Here is an 18200-nt window from a genome sequence, read left to right on the forward strand (position 1 = left end):
CACCTCATTTTCAATACCTGAATTTCATGGCAGTCATTGGTAGCATTAGAAAAAGAATGGGTGTCCTCCTGATATTCTTCGTAGGAGGCGCTCTGTTGGCCTTTATCCTGGGAGACCTTGCCAGTTCCCGCGTATCCCTGTTCACTTCGGATAATACCACCATCGTGGAGGTGGCGGGTCAGAAGATTTCCTATGATGACTACCTGAACCACGTCAACCAACAGATCAAATCGTATGAGGCCTATACCGGCAAAGCTGCCGAAGGTGAAATGGAATCATACCTGCGCGACCAGGCCTGGGACCGCATGATCCGTGAAACCATCCTTGACCAACAGTTCAGCGAGGCCGGTGTAGCCGTTTCTCCCGAAGAAGTATTCGATATGGTTCAGGGTAAAAACATTCACCCTGAGGTTAAACGCGCCTTCTCAAACCCGCAAACCGGTGAGTTCAATGCCGCCCAGGTGGTGATGCAGATGAAGAGCCAGAAAGACAACGAACAATTCCAGACCTGGTGGAACAGCTTCGAACGCGACATCATCCGTGACCGTTATTACGACAAGTACACCACCCTCATCAAGAAAGGACTGTACACCACCACCGCCGAGGCCCAACGCAGTGCCGAAGAAAATTCAGCCAAGGTAACCATGGTGTATGTACAAAAAGCCTTCAAGAGCATCCCTGACAGTACCATCCAGGTGACTGATGCAGACATCTCCGCATACTACAACGCACATAAGGAAGAGTACCGGCAGAAAGAAGAGGAACGCACCATCGAATACGTTGTGTTCGATGTAAATCCCTCCCACGCTGATACTGCGGAAGTGGAAGAATGGATCGGCCAAATGAAGACCGAACTGGCCGCCAGCGAAGACGACAGCCTTTTCGTGAACCGGAATGCCGATACACCTTTCGATGCCGAGTACCATTCGAAAGGAACAATCGCCGCCAACCTGGATTCCGTATTCTTCAGCGCTGACAAAGGCACAATCGTAGGCCCCTACTTCGAGAACGGCTCCTACAAACTGGCCAAACTGATGGATCGCCGCATGCGCCCTGACAGCGCCCAGCTCCGTACCATCCTGATCCTGGCCAAACAGCCGGGAGATACCCTCGCCGCGCACAACAAGGCCGATAGCCTGGTGCAGGTGCTGAAAGGTGGTGCCGATTTCAAAACCGTTGCCTTCCAGAACTCCGACGATCAAACCAACAAAGCCGACAGCGGCAACATTGGCTGGGTATCCGAATATGACCAGAAGGTGCAGTACTACGGTCAACAATTTGCAGACACCTGCTTCGCAGTGGGTTCAAAAGGCCTGATCGTTCTGAAGATGCCCTTCGGTGCCATCATCGCGGATGTGCAGGCACAAACACCCGCAGTTCCCCAGGTGCAGATCGCATTTGTAGATAGAAGGGTGGTCCCGGGTACCGAAACTTTCAATGACATTTATGCCAAAGCCAACGCATTTGCGGGCACCAGTCGCACACCCGAAGCATTCCAGGCCAATTCGAACACACTTTCCAAACGTGTGGCTGAGAACCTTCATGCAGGCGACCGGAATGTGACCGGCCTCGAATCAGCCCGTGAACTGATCCGCTGGATCTTCAATAACAACGAAGGTGATATCTCCGACGTGATGTCTTTCGGCGATAAATTCGTGGTTGCTTATGTGAAGCAGGTATTCGAAAGAGGGTACATCCCCATTGAAAAGAAGAAACTCGAACTTGAGTTGCTCGCAAAAAAGGAAAAGAAAGCCGAACAACTCATGGCCGACTTCAATAAAGTAACCGGCGGCAATGCCGACATCCAATCGGTGGCCGTGGCCCTGCAGGAAACTGCCAAACCTGTCGACAATTTCTCATTCGGTGCGTCTTTCGTTACCGGCTTGGGTATGGAACCCGCCGTAATAGGAACCGCTTTCGCACTACAGCCCAATCAGCTCTCAAAACCCATCAAGGGCAATTCCGGTGTATATGTGATCACCGTTCAATCCGCTACCCCGGCAGAGGCCCAAACCGACCTCACCGGAACCAAGGCATCCCTGAGCAGCAACCTGCAATCTAGGGTGAATGGTGAAGTACTCGGCGCCCTGATCGATCAGGCCGACGTACACGATCACCGCACGAAGTTTCAGTAATAGAGCATACTGCAACAGCATACTGCATACAGTCTGCAGTAAACCTGCTGAATACCATAAAAAGAGCATACAGGATGACCCGTATGCTTTTTTTCTGCACGTACGCCTCTGTATGCTGTTGCTGTATGCTCTTGCTGTTGCTGTCCTACCCCAGTATCTCCATCCTCACTGAATCCAGCTTAATAAAGATGAACAGCAGGATGGTGAACCCCCATAGCGATGAACCGCCATAACTGAAGAAAGGCATAGGAATACCTATCACCGGTGCCAGACCTATGGTCATGCCGATGTTCACAAGAAAGTGGAAAAACAGGATGGCCGCCACCCCATATCCGTATACACGACTGAACCGCGACCGCTGTCGCTCGGCTATAAAGAGGATCCGCAACAACATGACCAGAAACAAGCTGATGACCACGAAGCTGCCCAGGAAGCCCCACTCCTCGCCCACCGTACAGAAGATGAAGTCGGTGCTTTGCTCCGGAACAAAGTTGTACTTGGTTTGCGTACCTCGTTTGAACCCTTTGCCGGCAAGCCCGCCCGAACCGATGGCAATCTTGCTCTGATTTACGTTGTAGCCCGCACCCTTGGCATCCAGTTCTTTACCCAGCAGCACGTTGATGCGTGTTTTCTGGTGCTGTGCCAGTACATGATCGAATACGTAATCAACGCTGTAAACCACCGCAGATGACATCAGGAAACCGGCAATTACCACCAGGATCTCCAGCTTTGATTTCCGCACCAGCCAAACCAGCAACAGCGTGATACCGGCAAATATGCCAACCAATATGAGCTTATCGATCAGCAAGGCCAGGATAAACAAAACTGCGACACCCACACCCAGGATCAGAAACTTACCGGACAATCCTTCCCGGAAAAGCACCAATACAAACGCTGCATATACCAGCGATGATCCCGCATCACCCTGAAGCAGGATCAATGCAGCAGGCGCCATGATGAGCACCGCCGACCACATTTTGGTCCCCATATGCTCCATCTTGGTCTCAAACCCGGCCAGGTATCTGCCCAATGCCAATGCCGTGGCGAACTTGGCGAATTCAGCAGGTTGCAGGCGGAATGAGCCTATTTCAAACCACGACCTGGAACCCGCCACTTCCCTGCCGAACAACAACACAGCCACCAAAGTGAATAGCGTGAACCCGTATATCACGTAGGAAAATGATTCCCAAAACTTGCTATCGATCAGAAGAATCACCAGGGCAATGACCAGCGCCGTGCCGATCCAGATCAGCTGTTTGCCATAGTTCCTGGACGTATCCAGGATGCTGGCGTGCGTTTCATCATACACGGCTGCGTATATGTTCAGCCATCCCATCAGCACGAGCACGATGTAAATCAGCAACAGCCACCCGTCCAATCCGTTCCATATGCCTTTCTGTCCGCGCATCAGGGTTGGTTTAAAGGTGTTGTTTCCATCATTTTCTTTTCAACATCGGTTCTGGCTACCACTCCCTTGAGATACTTTTCTATCATCAGGCCAGCGATGGGCGCCGCCCAGCTTGAGCCAAAGCCGGCGTTCTCCACATACACCGCAATGGCAATCTTGGGATCGTCCATCGGTGCGAATGCCATGAAGATGGAATGATCCTTTCCATGTGGATTTTGTGCTGTTCCGGTTTTACCGCAAACCGCAATGTCCTTGATCGCTGCACCTCTACCGGTACCGGACTCCACCACTTTTGCCATACCTTCAACGGCGATATCAAAGTATTTGGAGTCGACGGTGGTAAGGTGTTTGGCGTGGTATTCCGGGTTGATATCCTTCTCATCGTCAATTCTTCGCACCACGTGCGGTACATAATAATAACCCCGGTTGGCAATGGTCGCACACATGTTGGCCATCTGCATGGGCGTTACCAGCAATTCCCCCTGCCCGATGGCCAGTGAAATGATGGTGAGCGACTTCCATCCGCCTTTGTGGTGATACTTGTCATAGTACTCCACGGTGGGCACAAAGCCAGGCAAGTCCTGATCAAGATCAGTTCCCAGTCGCGAACCGAGGCCGAAACTGGTCACGTGTTTGCGCCATGCCTGGAAACCCTCCTCGGTTGTTTTGTAAGGATCGATGATGGAGCGGAACACATGGCAGTAATAGGAATTGCAGGATTGCTGAATGGATTGAATGAGGTTGAGCGGACTGGCATGTGCATGACATCCCACGGTGAGTCCACCGAAATGGTAGCCTCGCTGACAGGGATAGGTGGTGGATGTAAAAAGTACACCCTCCTGCATACCCACCAGGGCGTTGATCACCTTGAAAGTAGACCCGGGAGGATACCCGGCCATGGTGGCACGGTTGAACAAAGGTTTCAGGCTGTCGTGGGCGAGCTTGCTGTAATTGGTGGCGCGTTTCTGGCCCACCAGCAGGTTAGGATCATAAGAAGGCGCGGTGACAAGGGCCAGGATTTCTCCCGTGGAAGGTTCGATGGCCACGATGCTGCCCATCTTATTCGCCATGAGTTTCTCCCCGTATGCCTGCAACTGCGCATCCAACGTGGTATATAGGTTTTTGCCGGGAACAGACAACGTATCAAACGCACCGTTCTCAAAACTCCCCACGATGCGGTTGTGAACATCCACCATCATGATGCGCGTGCCACGCTGGCCGCGGAGTTCCCGCTCATAGGTTTTTTCCAGGCCGCTGATGCCGATGTAATCACCGGGTTTGTAGTAGGGGTCCTTTTTGATCCTCGCATCATCCACCTCACCCACATAACCCAGCAGGTGTGCGGCGATAGAATCCGGATAGGTGCGCAGCGTGCGTTGCTGCAGGTAGAAACCGGGGAATTTATATTGCTTTTCGCGGATGATACCGCTGGGCACCGACAGGATGTTCTTTTCAAACACCGATGCCTTGTAATACGAGTAATGTTTCGCCGCTTGCATGCGAAGCCGGAAATCGTCCATGGAAATACCCACCAGTTGACAGAAGTCGGCCGTATCCATTTCCTTCACCTGGCGGGGAATGACCATCAGGTCATACGCAGGTTCATTGAAGGCGAGCAGGTCTCCGTGCCTGTCGTACAGAAGTCCGCGCGCAGGATACACCGTTACATACCTCAGCACGTTGTCATTCGCATACAGCTTGTACTGGTCGTCCAGCACCTGGATGTAAAACAACCTTGCCAGCAGAATCAGGGATGCTACGATGAATATGGCAGCCACAACCAGCATTTTGGTTGACTGCGGTCTCATCGTCTTACGGGGGATTTGGCAAAGATCACCTCAACGGCAATGATCAATCCGCCGGTGAGCAGGGCATTGAACAGTGCCCGAAACAGGATGGAAAAAACACCTGTCCATGTGAACACCTCCAACCACAAAAGGAGGATGTGATGCACGAGCACAAGAATCATCACATACGAAACGAAGCCTTTCAATCCGAGGGTGATGATGCCGGGACGCGTACCTTCGAATTGCTCCCTGCTGTTCTGGTAGCCAAGTACTGCCGGGCGAATAAAGGCCAGCAGCAGGCAAGCCGAGGTGTGCATCCCTGCGGTGTTGCTAAAGATATCCATCACCATCCCGGTGCAAAATGCCAGCAGCAACACCACACTCCTGTTCATGTCCATCGGAAGCACCAGCAGGATGTATAGGTACAGGTATGGCGTGAACCTTCCCAGGAAACCGATGTGGTTGAGCACCAACACCTGCAACAGAATCAACCCGATGAAACGGACGATATGGTTAACGAGTGTCTTCACTGTTGATCACACTTTGCTGCAATTGAAGCTGCTCTTCCTGATGCAGGTTCCGGACGATATAGACGTGCGACAGGTTGCCGAAGTCAACAGCAGACCTGACGGTTACCGTGTAAAAATTATCACCGGGGATTACCTCGTGTTCAAGCACGGTTCCCACCATCAGGCCTTTGGGAAAGATGGCCGAAGCGCCGCTGGTGACCACCGTATCTCCCTTCTGTATTTCTGCGGGCAACGGCACATCCACCATGGTGAATATTTGTGGATCCTCTCCGTTCCACTGCACCACACCTATGTACCCGGTTCGCTTGAACCTGGCGCTGATCTTGGTGTCTTTGTGCAGCATAGACATGGCCGCAGCGTAGTGTCCGGATACACTTTTGACAATGCCCACAATGCCTTTCGAGTTAACCACACCCATGTCTTCTCCGATACCTTCGTCGCTGCCCACCGAAAGGGTCATGAAATTGCTGCGTTGGTTCAGGCTGTTCGACACAACCGTTGCGGGCTGGTATATGTATTGGAAACCGGAAGCCGAGTCGATCACGGTCACCGGTGCCTCTTCATTTATTCCCTTCCCCATTTGTACCAGGGATCTGAGTCTTGCATTTTCTTCCTGCAGCATGCGGATGTCCTCACTCAGATAAAAGTAAGAGGTGATGTTGGTCCAGGTGCCATACACGCCACCGGTCACGCTGTTGGAGGAGTTGATGAAGGCAGCCCGCTGAAATGAATTTTGTTCGATAAGCATCCAGAAAGACACCATCATCAGCGACAGGAAGACAAAGAAAAAATGATTGCGCAGTATGAAGTTGAGCAATGCCCTCATGTTCCTGTTTTCCTTTTATGTCCGGAATTACCGAATCAGGAAGGGGAACTTGTGCACGTTTTTCAAAGCGATGCCGGTTCCCCTGGCCACAGCACGAAGTGGATCTTCGGCAATATGAACCGGTAATTTGGTTTTCATTGAAATCCTTTTGTCAAGTCCGCGCAACAAGGCGCCTCCTCCGGCAAGGTAAATGCCGGTGCGGTAGATGTCGGCTGAAAGTTCAGGCGGTGTCATCTCCAAAGCATTCAGGATCGCCTCCTCGATCTTCGAAATCGACTTGTCCAATGCATGTGCGATCTCCACGTATGAAACGGAGATCTCCTTGGGGATGCCCGTCATCAGGTCACGGCCATGCACCGCGAAATCCGGCGGCGGGTTGTCGATCTCGGTCAGTGCTGCTCCCACTTCTATCTTGATGCGTTCGGCGGAACGTTCCCCGATGAGGATGTTGTGCTGCCTGCGCATGTAATCTTCTATGTCGCTGGTGAAATCATCTCCCGCCACACGGATGGATTTGTCGCAAACGATACCACCCAACGCGATCACCGCAATCTCGCTGGTACCTCCGCCGATATCAATCACCATGTTGCCGTTGGGTTCTTCCACGTCAATCCCCATCCCGATGGCTGCGGCCATGGGTTCGTGGATCAGGTATACTTCCTTGGCATCCGCGTGTTCGGCGGAGTCACGTACGGCACGTTTTTCCACTTCGGTGATGCCCGACGGGATACAGATCACCATTCGCAAAGTGGGCTTGAACAACTTGCTTTTCCTGTTGATCATTTTGATCATTCCGCGGATCATGTGTTCGGCAGCATGGAAGTCTGCGATCACTCCATCTTTCAGCGGACGGATCGTTTTTATGTTCTCGTGGGTTTTACCGTGCATCTGCATGGCCTGCTTGCCAACGGCAATCACGCGGCCGGAGATCCGGTCCATTGCAACGATCGACGGCTCATCTACCACCACCTTGTCCTGACACAGGATGAGGGTATTCGCCGTTCCCAGATCAATCGCAATTTCCTGCGTCAAAAAGTCAAATAATCCCATGGTGGTCTAGCGGACGGATGTTTTAATTTGGTTCGATCTCTTAAAGTTAATGCTTCTTTAACAATCTGTACAGACCTCTGCAAAGTTTTTTGAACAATGCAATGTCAAAACATGCCTCCGAACCTCCGATCAATGTCTGAAATGGCGGAAACCGGTCATCACCATGGCCATGTCATGGGCATCACAATAATCCACCGAATCCTGATCTTTCACCGATCCGCCCGGCTGAATTACCGTACGAATACCCGCACGGTCTGCGATCTCCACACAATCGGGAAAAGGAAAGAATGCATCGGATGCCATCACCGATCCTTTCAGGTCAAATCCGAAATGACCTGCCTTTTTCACCGCCTGATCCAGGGCATCCACCCTTGAGGTTTGCCCCACGCCGCTGGCAAGAAGCTGTTTGTTTTTTACCAGAACGATGGCGTTGGATTTGGTGTGCTTAACGATCCGAACGGCAAAAAGCAGGTCACTGATCTCCTGTGCGGTCGGTTGTCGTTTCGTGACCGTTTTCAGATCCTCTTTCGATTCGGCCTTGGCATCCCTGTCCTGCACCAGCAATCCGTTCAGGATGGTGCGTGAAAGTTTGGACGGTACGTCGAATGTTTTGCTTTTAAGGATGATCCTGTTCTTCTTTTGTGTCAGCAGGGTTAGTACTTCAGGGGTGAAGTCAGGTGCAATCAACACCTCAAAAAACAGCTTGTGCATTTCTTCAGCTGTGGCCACATCCACCGGTCTGTTACAAACGATGATGCCACCGAAGGCGCTCACCGGATCTCCGGCCAGCGCATCTTTCCAGGCATCAGCCAGCGTATCGCGACTGGCAATTCCGCATGCATTGTTGTGCTTCAGCACCGCAATGGTAGGTTCTTCAAACTCCGCAATCAAAGACATAGCCGCGTCGATATCAAGCAGGTTGTTGTAGGATATCTCTTTCCCGTTCAGCTTCTCGAACACGCCTTCCAGGTTGCCATAGAACACACCGGCCTGGTGAGGATTTTCACCGTAACGCAGCACATGGGCCGGACCGGCGCTTTCCTTGTACGACAGCATGGCATCACCGCTGAAGTAGCGATAGATCGCCGAATCGTAATGGGAAGAAACATCAAAGGCCCGCGCCGCCATCCTGCGTCTTTCTTCGAGAAGTGTGAAGCCCTGTCCGTTCTCCAACAGTTTTTCCAGGAATTCATAGTCCTGCACCGAAGGAATGATCAGCACATCCCTGAAATTCTTGGCTGCAGCACGGATCAGCGAAATCCCTCCTATGTCTATCTTTTCAATGATGTCTTGCTCCGAAGCACCTGAAGCCACTGTTTTCTCAAACGGATAGAGATCCACCAGCACCAGGTCGATCTCAGGAATCTCATACTCGGCCAGTTGGGCCACATCCGACGACTCATTGCGCCTGCTCAGGATACCTCCGAATACCTTCGGGTGCAATGTTTTCACACGCCCGCCAAGAATGGAAGGATAACTTGTCAGGTCTTCCACCGGGGTCACCGGCAATCCCAGGTCTTCCAGGTACTTCTGGGTACCACCCGTTGAATATAACCTCACACCGAGTGCATGAAGTTTGCGTACCGGACCTTCGAGGCCATCTTTGTTGAAAACCGAAACCAGGGCCGACTTGATCTTTTTCTTTTCTTCCATGACTATGTTTTGTAGAGGGCATGCAAGTTACGCATCATGCAACCAGCCTGCAACGCGCGCCATGCCGACTTTTAAACAGTGTTTCCACAGCTCCCGGCGAATCTGTAATATTGCAAAAAACACCCGGTGTTATTTTTTCGTCTGATATCCGAAAGTGCCTTGTTCGCCCTACAGGCTTTGTGGGTGAACAAACTGCGTACGTTCCTGTCGCTGCTCGGTGTCACCATCGGCATTCTTTCCATCATCGGCGTACTGACCTTCATTGATTCGCTGGAATCCAACATCCGCGGCAGCATTAACCGGTTGGGACAGAACACCATTTTTGTTGAGAAATGGCCCTGGACCAACTTTGGTCCGGACTACCCCTGGTGGAAATATTTCAACCGCCCCGTAGCTACCCTCAAGGAAAGCAACGAGGTCAGAAAGCGCTGCCAGGCAGCCAGCGCCGTAGCCTTCCAGGCGAGCGGTCAGAAAACCGTCAAGTACAGAAACAGCAGCGTGGAAGGGGTCTCCGTGATCGCCGTATCTCACCCCGCCGAACGGATCGAAGCTTACGAATTCTCAAGCGGCAGGTATTTTACAGAGATCGAATCCGCGGCCGGACGCAACGTGATCATCCTCGGCGGAGCGGTTGCGAAAGGGTTGTTCCCTTTCGGTGATCCGCTGGGGAAAAACATCAAGCTCTTCGGACGCAACCTGAAAGTGGTGGGTGTGCTTAAAACAGAAGGTGAAAATATCTTCGACACCGGAAACGACAACAACGTGGTGATCCCCATCAACTATGCCCGCAACATCACCGACATCAAGTCCGACCAGGTGAATCCACGCATCATGGTACTGGCCAAGCCCGGCGTTTCAAATGCCGCACTGATGAGCGAACTCCAGGGTGTGATGCGATCCATCCGTAAAATCAAACCTGGCGAAGAAGACAATTTTGCATTGAATGAATCCAATATGTTGAGCCAGAACTTCGACGGTTTCTTCACTACCATGTCCACCGTCGGATTCCTGATCGGTTTCTTCTCCATCCTGGTGGGTGGCATCAGCATCGCCAACATCATGTTCGTTTCAGTGAAAGAACGCACCAACATCATTGGCATACAAAAGGCCCTTGGGGCCAAATCCTATTTCATCCTTATCCAGTTCCTGCTGGAAGCCATCACCCTGAGCATCATCGGCGGCTTATTCGGCCTGGGCATGGTGTTTATCGGAACACTTATTTCAGGTGCATTGGGAATGGATGTGAACATGACCGTCGGCAACATCGTACTCGGACTTGTCATGTCAGGAACCATCGGTGTGCTTGCAGGCATTATCCCGGCATGGTCTGCAGCCAGAATGGACCCAGTGGAAGCGATCAGGTCGTAGACAGCAACAGCATACAGCAACAGCATACAGCAAGAGCATACTGTATGCATGACAACCGAAACTTTACATCTTACAAAGATCCGTTATCCGGCGGGAAGATTAGGCCTGAGGATCCTCCTGTTGCTGTATGCTGTTGCTGTATGCTCTTGCTGTATGATGTATGATGCACAATGGTCTCGATCTCACGCAGAAGGGAAAGCGCCTGATCCACACTGTGCACATCGCGAATCACCAGCCGCAACCGGTCTTCAGACTGCTTAAGCGCCATGTTCTGACCTTGCTGTTGAATGTAAGCGAGCAGGCGTGAGAATTGATCGGACTGATAGAAGACCTCCATGTCAGGCGGAGGGAAATGACCGAAGAGCCGCTCGTTCTTGAGAAAAATCTTTTCCAGTCCGACAGCAGCGCCTACCCATTTCAAGCGCATGGTGTCCATCAGGTCAAGCACGGGTGCGGGCAGCGGACCGAACCGGTCTTTCATTTGCGACTCGAACACTTCCAGGCCGGCCTCGTCGGTCACCTGGTTAAGTTCCCTGTAAAGTGCCAGTCGTTCACTGATCTTGTTCACATAGGAATCGGGGATGAGGATCTCCAGGTCCGACTCGATCTGGCAATCTTTCACAAACAACTCCTGTTCTTCATCCTTGAACAGTTCACGGAATTCTTCGTGCTTGAGTTCGCGGATGGCTTCATCCAGCACCTGGTGATAGGCCTCGAAGCCCATCTCCGAAATGAACCCGCTTTGTTCGGCACCAAGCAGATTACCTGCTCCGCGGATGTCCATATCACGCAGTGCGATGTTGAAACCACTCGACAGGTCGGAGAATTCCTCGATGGCCTGCAGGCGCCGGCGTGCATCGTTTGACAGTCCCACCAGCGGCGGTGCCAGGAGGTAACAAAAGGCTTTCTTGTTGGAGCGGCCTACACGTCCCCGCATCTGGTGGAGGTCGCTCAGTCCGTACATATGTGCCTGGTTGATGATGATGGTATTGGCATTGGGGATATCCAGACCGGACTCGATGATGGTGGTGGCCACGAGCACATCGTATTTGCCATCGATGAAATCCACCATGATCTTCTCCAGCTGCTTTCCTTCCATCTGTCCGTGTGCCACGGCCACACGTGCACCGGGAGCAGTTCGTTCCACCATCAGGGCCACTTCCTGGATGTTCTTCACGCGGTTGTGTACAAAGAACACTTGTCCGCCCCGCGACAGCTCATAGTCAACGGCTTCTCCAATGACCGACTCATTGAACGGGTGCAACTGGGTTTGGATCGGGTACCTGTTGGGGGGCGGTGTGTTGATCACGCTCAGGTCTCTGGCGCCCATCAGTGAGAAGTGCAGGGTACGCGGGATGGGGGTAGCCGTGAGCGTAAGTGTATCCACTTCGGCCCGCATGGCTTTCAGTTTTTCCTTGGCCGACACACCGAATTTCTGTTCTTCATCGATGATGAGCAACCCGAGGTCTTTGAACTTCACGTCTTTGCTCAGCAATCGGTGTGTACCGATGATGATATCGATCTTTCCTTCCTCCAGCTTCTTCAGGGTTTCCTTTTGCTGGGCAGACGACCGGAAGCGGTTGATGTAATCCACCGTGCAGGGAAAATCCTTCAGGCGTTCCCGGAATGTTTTCGCGTGCTGCATGGTAAGGATGGTTGTTGGTGCCAGGATGGCCACCTGCTTGCTGTCGGCCACAGCCTTGAATGCGGCACGGATGGCGATCTCGGTTTTACCGAAGCCCACGTCTCCGCAGATCAGCCTGTCCATGGGGGTGGATTGCTCCATGTCCTTTTTTACGTCTGCCGTAGCCTTTTCCTGGTCAGGGGTGTCTTCATAGAGGAAGGAGGCCTCCAGTTCATGTTGCAGGTAAGTATCGGGTGTGAAGGCAAATCCCTGTTTGGCCTTGCGTTTGGCATACAGGGCAATGAGGTCTTTGGCGATGTCCTTGACCTTCTTCTTGGTCTTTTGTTTGAGGTTGGCCCATGCCTTGGATCCGAGCTTGTTCACCTTGGGAGGCACACCATCTTTCCCGGAAAACCGCATGATGCGGTGAAGCGAGTGGATGCTTACGTAGAGGATGTCTTTATCCTGATAAGTCAACCTCACCGCTTCCTGTTTCTTGCCATTCACGTCAATCGTCTCAAGTCCGTCGAAACGCCCCACACCATGATCGATGTGGGTGACATAATCACCCGGTTTGAGGTCGTACAGTTCCTTGAGCGTGAGCGCCTGTCCGCCGGTGAACCCGGTGCGCAGCCTGAACTTGTGGTAGCGGTTGAAGATCTGGTGATCGGTGTACACCGCCAGTTTCAGGTCATCATCCACAAAACCTTCATGCAGTGATTTGGCAAAAGGGGTAAATGACAGATCCCCCTGGACACGGGCACCCAGGTCTTCCAGGATGGCATACAACCTTTCTATCTGCTTGGGGTGATCTGCAAAAATGAAGTTCTGGTATTGCTTGTCGTTGTTGGCAGCCAGGTCAGCCGACAACAATTCGAAGTTTTTATTGAAAGAAGGCTGCGGCCGGGTGTGGAAGGTGATCGTTTCACCATCACCGAAAAGGGGCATGCGGCCGAACTCCACGGTGGCATATTCCAGCATGCCCTGGAGCAGGTCTTCAGGTGCCACCAGCAAACGGTCGGGGGGCGGTTGCTGGGACTTATCTTCCAATGCATCGTAAGCCTTGGCGCAACGGACGCGTTCTTCTTCCACACGGTCACGCACCAGCATGGCATCTTTTACCCATAGAACGGCATCTTGATCCGGAAGGGAAACAACAGGTACTTTTTCATCTTCCTGGTCGTGCAGGTTGGGCAGGATGGACAGATGATCAAGCATGGAAACCGACAATTGCGTGTCGGGTTCAAATGTGCGCAGGGATGCGATCTGATCCCCGATCCATTCGATCCTGAAAGGAAACTCCTGGTGGTAGGTATAGATATCGATGATGCCGCCACGAATGGAAAACTGGCCGGGTTCGTAAACGAAATCCACCGCCTCAAACCCGAAGCCGTACAAACGGGTACGGAGGTCTTCCATATCAGCCTCCATATTCACCGTCAGATCAATGCGCTTTTCACGCATCTTTTTGCCTGACCATACCAATTCGGCCAGGGCTTCCGGGAATGTGACCAGCGCCCAACCGCGTTTCAGGGATTTGCTGAGACGTTCGAGTGCTTCATTTCTGATGATGATGTTGCTGTTGATGCGGGCGCCATAATATTGGCGGTACGATTCGGGCAGAAACAATACGTTTTTCTCACCCAACAAGGTTTGCAGGTCGTTGAAGAAGTAGGCGGCCTCTTCTTTGTCGTTGAGCACAAAGAAATGTGCACCTCCCTTGTCGTGTACCACCTGTGCGGCATAAAACGACAGGGCTGAACCCACAAGCCCTTTCAGTTGTACCCGGGCGCGGGGTGAGCCGGAAAGAACATTTTTCAGTTGTTGTACCTGGGCAGCGCCTGCAAAGCTCTCCTCAAGTTGATCCAATGAAGTTGTTTTCGCTTCCACCCTTCTTCCTACACCGGGCGATTATGCCGGCACTTTCTTGTGCGAAGTCATGAATGATTCGGCCACTTCCACAAGCTGTTCGGAACCGACGAAATATGGAATGCGCTGATGGATGTCCGTGGGTTGGGTTTCGAGTATCCGCTTGAAACCGTCTGTAGCCCTGCCACCTGCCTGCTCGGCGATGAAGGCGAGGGGATTGCACTCGTAAAGCAAACGCAGCTTTCCTTTCGGATCTTTGGATGTGGACGGATACAGGAAGATCCCACCCTTGATCAGGTTGCGGTGGAAATCGGCCACCAGTGATCCGATATAACGGGACGAATACGGCCTGTTGGATTCCTTGTGGTCTTCCTGGCAATATTTGATGAACGACTTCACGCCATCGGGGAAATGCACATAGTTGCCTTCATTGATGGAATAGATCTTGCCGTTTTTGGGGATCTGCAGGTTGGGGTGCGACAGGCAGAACTCACCGATGGAAGGATCAAGTGTAAAACCGTTGACGCCTTTGCCGGTGGTGTATACCATCATGGTGGATGAACCGTAAATGATGTATCCGGCCGCCACCTGTTCGGTGCCCGGTTGAAGGAAATCTTCCAGCGTACCCGGTCCCGACAGGCTTACACGCCTGTAAATGGAAAAGATGGTGCCGATGGATACATTCACATCAATGTTGGACGAGCCGTCGAGGGGATCGAAGGCCACCACGTATTTGGCGTTTTCAGAGATTTTGTTGTCGAACGGGATGAATTCCTCGTTCTCTTCGGATGCCACTGCGCAACATTCACCGCCCGACTGCAACGCCGCAATGAACTGTTCGTTGGCGAAAACATCCAGCTTCTTCACCTCTTCACCCTGCACATTGGTTACGCCCGCCTCGCCGAGGATGTCAACGAGACCCGCCTTGTTCACCTCCCGGTTGACCACTTTCGCCGCAATGGCGATGTCACTGAGGAGACGGGAAAGCTCTCCCCTTGAATATGGAAATTCAGCCTGGCGTTCAATGATGAACTCGCCCAGTGTGGTCACGTGTTTGTCTTTTTTTAAACCAACCATGTTTTGGAAATGCTTTATTTTGTTGCTAATATCGGAATTTATAGGCAATTTCTGAAGTTGTAAGGGGCTGTAAATGCCCTGAAAAGTGTGCAATATGAGTTTCACCCTACGCAAAGCAAACCGCACGGATTGCCGGGAAATGTACCGGCTGGTAAACGAACTGGCGCTATATGAGCGTGCACCGGAAGAGGTAACCGTTACCCTGGAAGAATTCACCGAAGATGGCTTCGGGGCAGACCCGAGATTTGAGGCCATTGTTGCGGAAGACAGCAGCGGCATCATCGGCCTGGCACTGTATTTCAACCGGTACTCCACCTGGAAAGGCAGGTGCATGTACCTGGAAGACCTGATCGTCACCGAGCCGGCCCGCGGACGCGGGATCGGAAAAGCACTGCTGACAGAGGTCATCGGCATTGCCAAGCAGGCAGGGGCACGCCGGTTGGAATGGCAGGTACTCGACTGGAACGAACCCTCCATCGCCTTTTACAAAAGCCTGGGCGCCGAGCTGGACAACACCTGGATCAATTGCCGCATGACCGCCGAAAAACTGGCTTCGTTCCGGATCCCGGCCATGGATTGATGTTGCGCGTTTTATTCCTACACACATGAAAGTATTCAAGTTCGGTGGTGCATCCGTGAAAGATGCCGCATCGGTAAAAAACGTAGCCAGCGTGCTGCGGTTGTTTCCCAAAGATCAGCTGGTGGTGGTGGTATCCGCCATGGGCAAAACCACCAATGCCCTGGAGGTGCTGGTGAAAGCGTGCATGGAGGGCAAACCGCGAAAGATCACCCAATGCATGCAGGAGCTGAAAACGTACCATGCCACCATCATCAACGGTTTGTTCGACAAGCCGCAGGATGCATTGACCGACCTGGAAACGCAGCTCGGAAACATGGAGCGCTTCATGAAAGGCAACCGTTCCGGTCAGTATGACTTTGTATACGACCAGCTTGTGTCCATGGGAGAAGTGATCTCCACCCGCATCATCGCGGCCTACCTCAACAGCATCGGCTTCAACTGCACCTGGCTGGATGCCCGTGAAGTGATCCGCACCGACGGCACGTTCAGGGAAGGAAAAGTGGATTGGAAAACATCCTCGGCACAGGTAAAGAAAGCCATACATGCGGTGATGGACAAGAAAAAGGGCGGCAGGATCGTGCTCACCCAGGGCTTCATCGGAAGCACCCCGCGGAAGCAAACCACCACCCTGGGCAGGGAAGGATCGGATTATACAGCGGCTATCTTCGCCCATATCCTGGATGCCGAGGAAGTGGCCATCTGGAAAGACGTTCCGGGCGTACTCAATGCCGACCCGAAATGGTTTGACGACACCGTATTGCTGCCGCAACTTTCCTACCGCGACGCCATCGAGCTGTCGTACTACGGCGCCACCGTCATCCACCCCAAGACCATCAAGCCGCTGGAGAACAAAAAGATTCCGCTCAAGGTGAAATCTTTTGTGCACCCCAGGGAAAAAGGCACGGTGATCGGGCATGCCGGCTATAAGAAACTGATCCCGTCATTTATCTTCCGCATCAACCAGGCCCTGCTGTCGATCCAGCCGAAGGACTTCTCCTTCATCGCAGAAGAGAACCTGAGCCTGATCTTCGGCCTGTTCTCCAGGCACCGGATCAAGATCAACGTGATGCAGAACAGCGCCATCTCCTTCCTGGTAAGTGTTGACCACGACGATGCCAAAGTGAAGGCCCTGGTGAAGGACTTAAGCAAACATTTCAATGTGGATGCAGTGACCGGCAAACTGGAGTTGATCACCATCCGCTATTACGACCAGAAAACCATCGACCGGGTGTGCGTGAAGAAGGAAGTGCTGCTTGAACAGAAGAGTGCAACTACGGTGCAGCTGGTGGTGAGGGACATTGGCTAATGTGCTAATGTGCTAATGTGCTGATGTGTTGATGTGCTGATTTGAAAATGGCGGGATTGGTAAGAGCAACTGCATACAGCAAGAGCATACAGCAAGAGTATACAGCGGCGTGTAGCATGTATTTTGCCGCGGTCAAAAAAAAGCTCCTGGGTCGGCATTCCCACTATGCGTCGTTTGAAAACAAAAAGGAATGCGGAAGCCAAGAGCGCTTTCGTTTCCCAAAGACGTAATCGACGTCTTTCCTTACCCATGTAAGTTGATACCAGGGTTTGTCCGCAACCATTCCGGTTTGTGGATGATATTGCAACATTCAAACTTAGGTGTTTGATTTTTCGAAACACTTTACTTACTTTTAACGTTACTAACGCAACGCGATAGTATGATTATATCATTTGGTTCTAAGGAAACTGAAAGCATATGGAGGGGACAACCTGTCAAGAACATACCCTTGGAAATCCAGAAAACCGGAAGAAGAAAACTCAGGATGCTGAACAATACACAAAGCATGCAGGACTTAAAAATCCCTCCTTCCAATCGCCTTGAAAAGCTCAAAGGAAATCTGAATGATTTTTATAGCATCCGGGTGAATGATCAATGGCGAATCATATTTCGTTGGAACAAAGCCCAGGCAAGTGAGGTGGAAATTATCGATTATCATTCATAAACACCATGACCCAATTACCCAACATACATCCCGGCGAAATCCTGCTCCAGGAATTTCTTGAACCATTGGGCATCAGCGCATATAAGCTGTCAAAAGACATCGGCATACCACAAACAAGAACATCGGAGATCCTGAAAGGCCGCAGGCGCATCACAGCGGATACGGCCCTTAGGTTGAGCCGCTATTTCGGAACCACCGCAAAGTTCTGGCTCGGTTTGCAGGATGACTTTGACCTGGAAGAGGAGCGCATCTTAAAGGAGCGGGAACTGGACCGGATCAAAAGCTACAAGGAAAATGCTGCCTGACGGAGACATCAAGTAACC

General features: G+C 52.0%; 14 protein-coding genes. 6 read left to right on the forward strand and 8 right to left on the reverse strand.

The annotated features are described in order from the left end of the window. The first annotated feature begins 26 nt into the window (after positions 1 to 26). Positions 27 to 2135 (forward strand): SurA N-terminal domain-containing protein, encoded by a 2109-nt coding sequence (locus H6585_12575; protein MCB9449165.1) that lies wholly within the window; start codon positions 27 to 29, stop codon positions 2133 to 2135. Positions 2136 to 2280: 145 nt separating this feature from the next. Here the strand turns inward: H6585_12575 and rodA are convergent, their stop codons facing one another. From rodA to purH, 6 genes are all read right to left on the reverse strand, one after another. Beyond that, positions 2281 to 3543 carry a rod shape-determining protein RodA gene (rodA, locus tag H6585_12580; GenBank protein ID MCB9449166.1) on the reverse strand — a complete coding sequence of 421 codons (1263 nt, stop codon included), beginning with the start codon at positions 3541 to 3543 and terminating at the stop codon, positions 2281 to 2283. Beyond that, positions 3543 to 5351: a penicillin-binding protein 2 gene (gene mrdA, locus H6585_12585; GenBank protein MCB9449167.1), complete on the reverse strand. Its 1809-nt coding sequence runs from the start codon at positions 5349 to 5351 to the stop codon at positions 3543 to 3545. The genes rodA and mrdA overlap by 1 nt, the downstream gene beginning before the upstream one ends. Continuing rightward, complete coding sequence (gene mreD / locus H6585_12590; protein ID MCB9449168.1) at positions 5348 to 5860, reverse strand: rod shape-determining protein MreD; 513 nt, start codon at positions 5858 to 5860, stop codon at positions 5348 to 5350. The genes mrdA and mreD overlap by 4 nt, the downstream gene beginning before the upstream one ends. Further along, positions 5844 to 6686, reverse strand: coding sequence for a rod shape-determining protein MreC (gene mreC, locus H6585_12595; GenBank protein ID MCB9449169.1), 843 nt, complete (start codon positions 6684 to 6686; stop codon positions 5844 to 5846). Before mreC ends, mreD begins: the two co-directional genes overlap by 17 nt. Before the next feature lie 27 nt (positions 6687 to 6713). Beyond that, positions 6714 to 7736: a rod shape-determining protein gene (locus tag H6585_12600; GenBank protein MCB9449170.1), complete on the reverse strand. Its 1023-nt coding sequence runs from the start codon at positions 7734 to 7736 to the stop codon at positions 6714 to 6716. Positions 7737 to 7865: 129 nt separating this feature from the next. Continuing rightward, a complete protein-coding gene (gene purH / locus H6585_12605) occupies positions 7866 to 9389 on the reverse strand; it encodes a bifunctional phosphoribosylaminoimidazolecarboxamide formyltransferase/IMP cyclohydrolase (GenBank protein MCB9449171.1) in 1524 nt (507 codons plus the stop codon). A 126-nt stretch (positions 9390 to 9515) separates the two neighbouring features. On the opposite strand from purH, the gene H6585_12610 reads away from it, so the two are divergent. Continuing rightward, a complete protein-coding gene (locus H6585_12610; protein ID MCB9449172.1) occupies positions 9516 to 10757 on the forward strand; it encodes an ABC transporter permease in 1242 nt (413 codons plus the stop codon). Positions 10758 to 10827: 70 nt separating this feature from the next. On the opposite strand, the gene mfd is transcribed toward H6585_12610, so the two are convergent. Both mfd and fbp read right to left on the reverse strand, forming a co-directional pair. After that, positions 10828 to 14250, reverse strand: coding sequence for a transcription-repair coupling factor (gene mfd, locus H6585_12615; protein MCB9449173.1), 3423 nt, complete (start codon positions 14248 to 14250; stop codon positions 10828 to 10830). A 42-nt stretch (positions 14251 to 14292) separates the two neighbouring features. Further along, entirely contained in the window at positions 14293 to 15327 is a 1035-nt protein-coding gene (gene fbp / locus H6585_12620; protein MCB9449174.1) for a class 1 fructose-bisphosphatase, read from the reverse strand. Between the two features lie 94 nt (positions 15328 to 15421). Between fbp and H6585_12625 the strand changes: the two genes are divergently transcribed. From H6585_12625 to H6585_12640, 4 genes are all read left to right on the forward strand, one after another. Beyond that, positions 15422 to 15907 carry a GNAT family N-acetyltransferase gene (locus H6585_12625; protein ID MCB9449175.1) on the forward strand — a complete coding sequence of 162 codons (486 nt, stop codon included), beginning with the start codon at positions 15422 to 15424 and terminating at the stop codon, positions 15905 to 15907. 25 nt (positions 15908 to 15932) lie between these two features. Beyond that, a complete protein-coding gene (locus tag H6585_12630) occupies positions 15933 to 17213 on the forward strand; it encodes an aspartate kinase (protein MCB9449176.1) in 1281 nt (426 codons plus the stop codon). 379 nt (positions 17214 to 17592) lie between these two features. After that, positions 17593 to 17877, forward strand: a complete 285-nt coding sequence (locus tag H6585_12635) for a type II toxin-antitoxin system RelE/ParE family toxin (GenBank protein MCB9449177.1) — start codon at positions 17593 to 17595, stop codon at positions 17875 to 17877. A gap of 5 nt (positions 17878 to 17882) precedes the next feature. After that, positions 17883 to 18182: a HigA family addiction module antidote protein gene (locus H6585_12640; protein ID MCB9449178.1), complete on the forward strand. Its 300-nt coding sequence runs from the start codon at positions 17883 to 17885 to the stop codon at positions 18180 to 18182. The last annotated feature ends 18 nt before the right edge of the window (positions 18183 to 18200 follow it).

It is taken from the genome of Flavobacteriales bacterium, from assembly GCA_020635855.1.
Lineage (GTDB): Bacteria > Bacteroidota > Bacteroidia > JACJYZ01 > JACJYZ01 > JACJYZ01.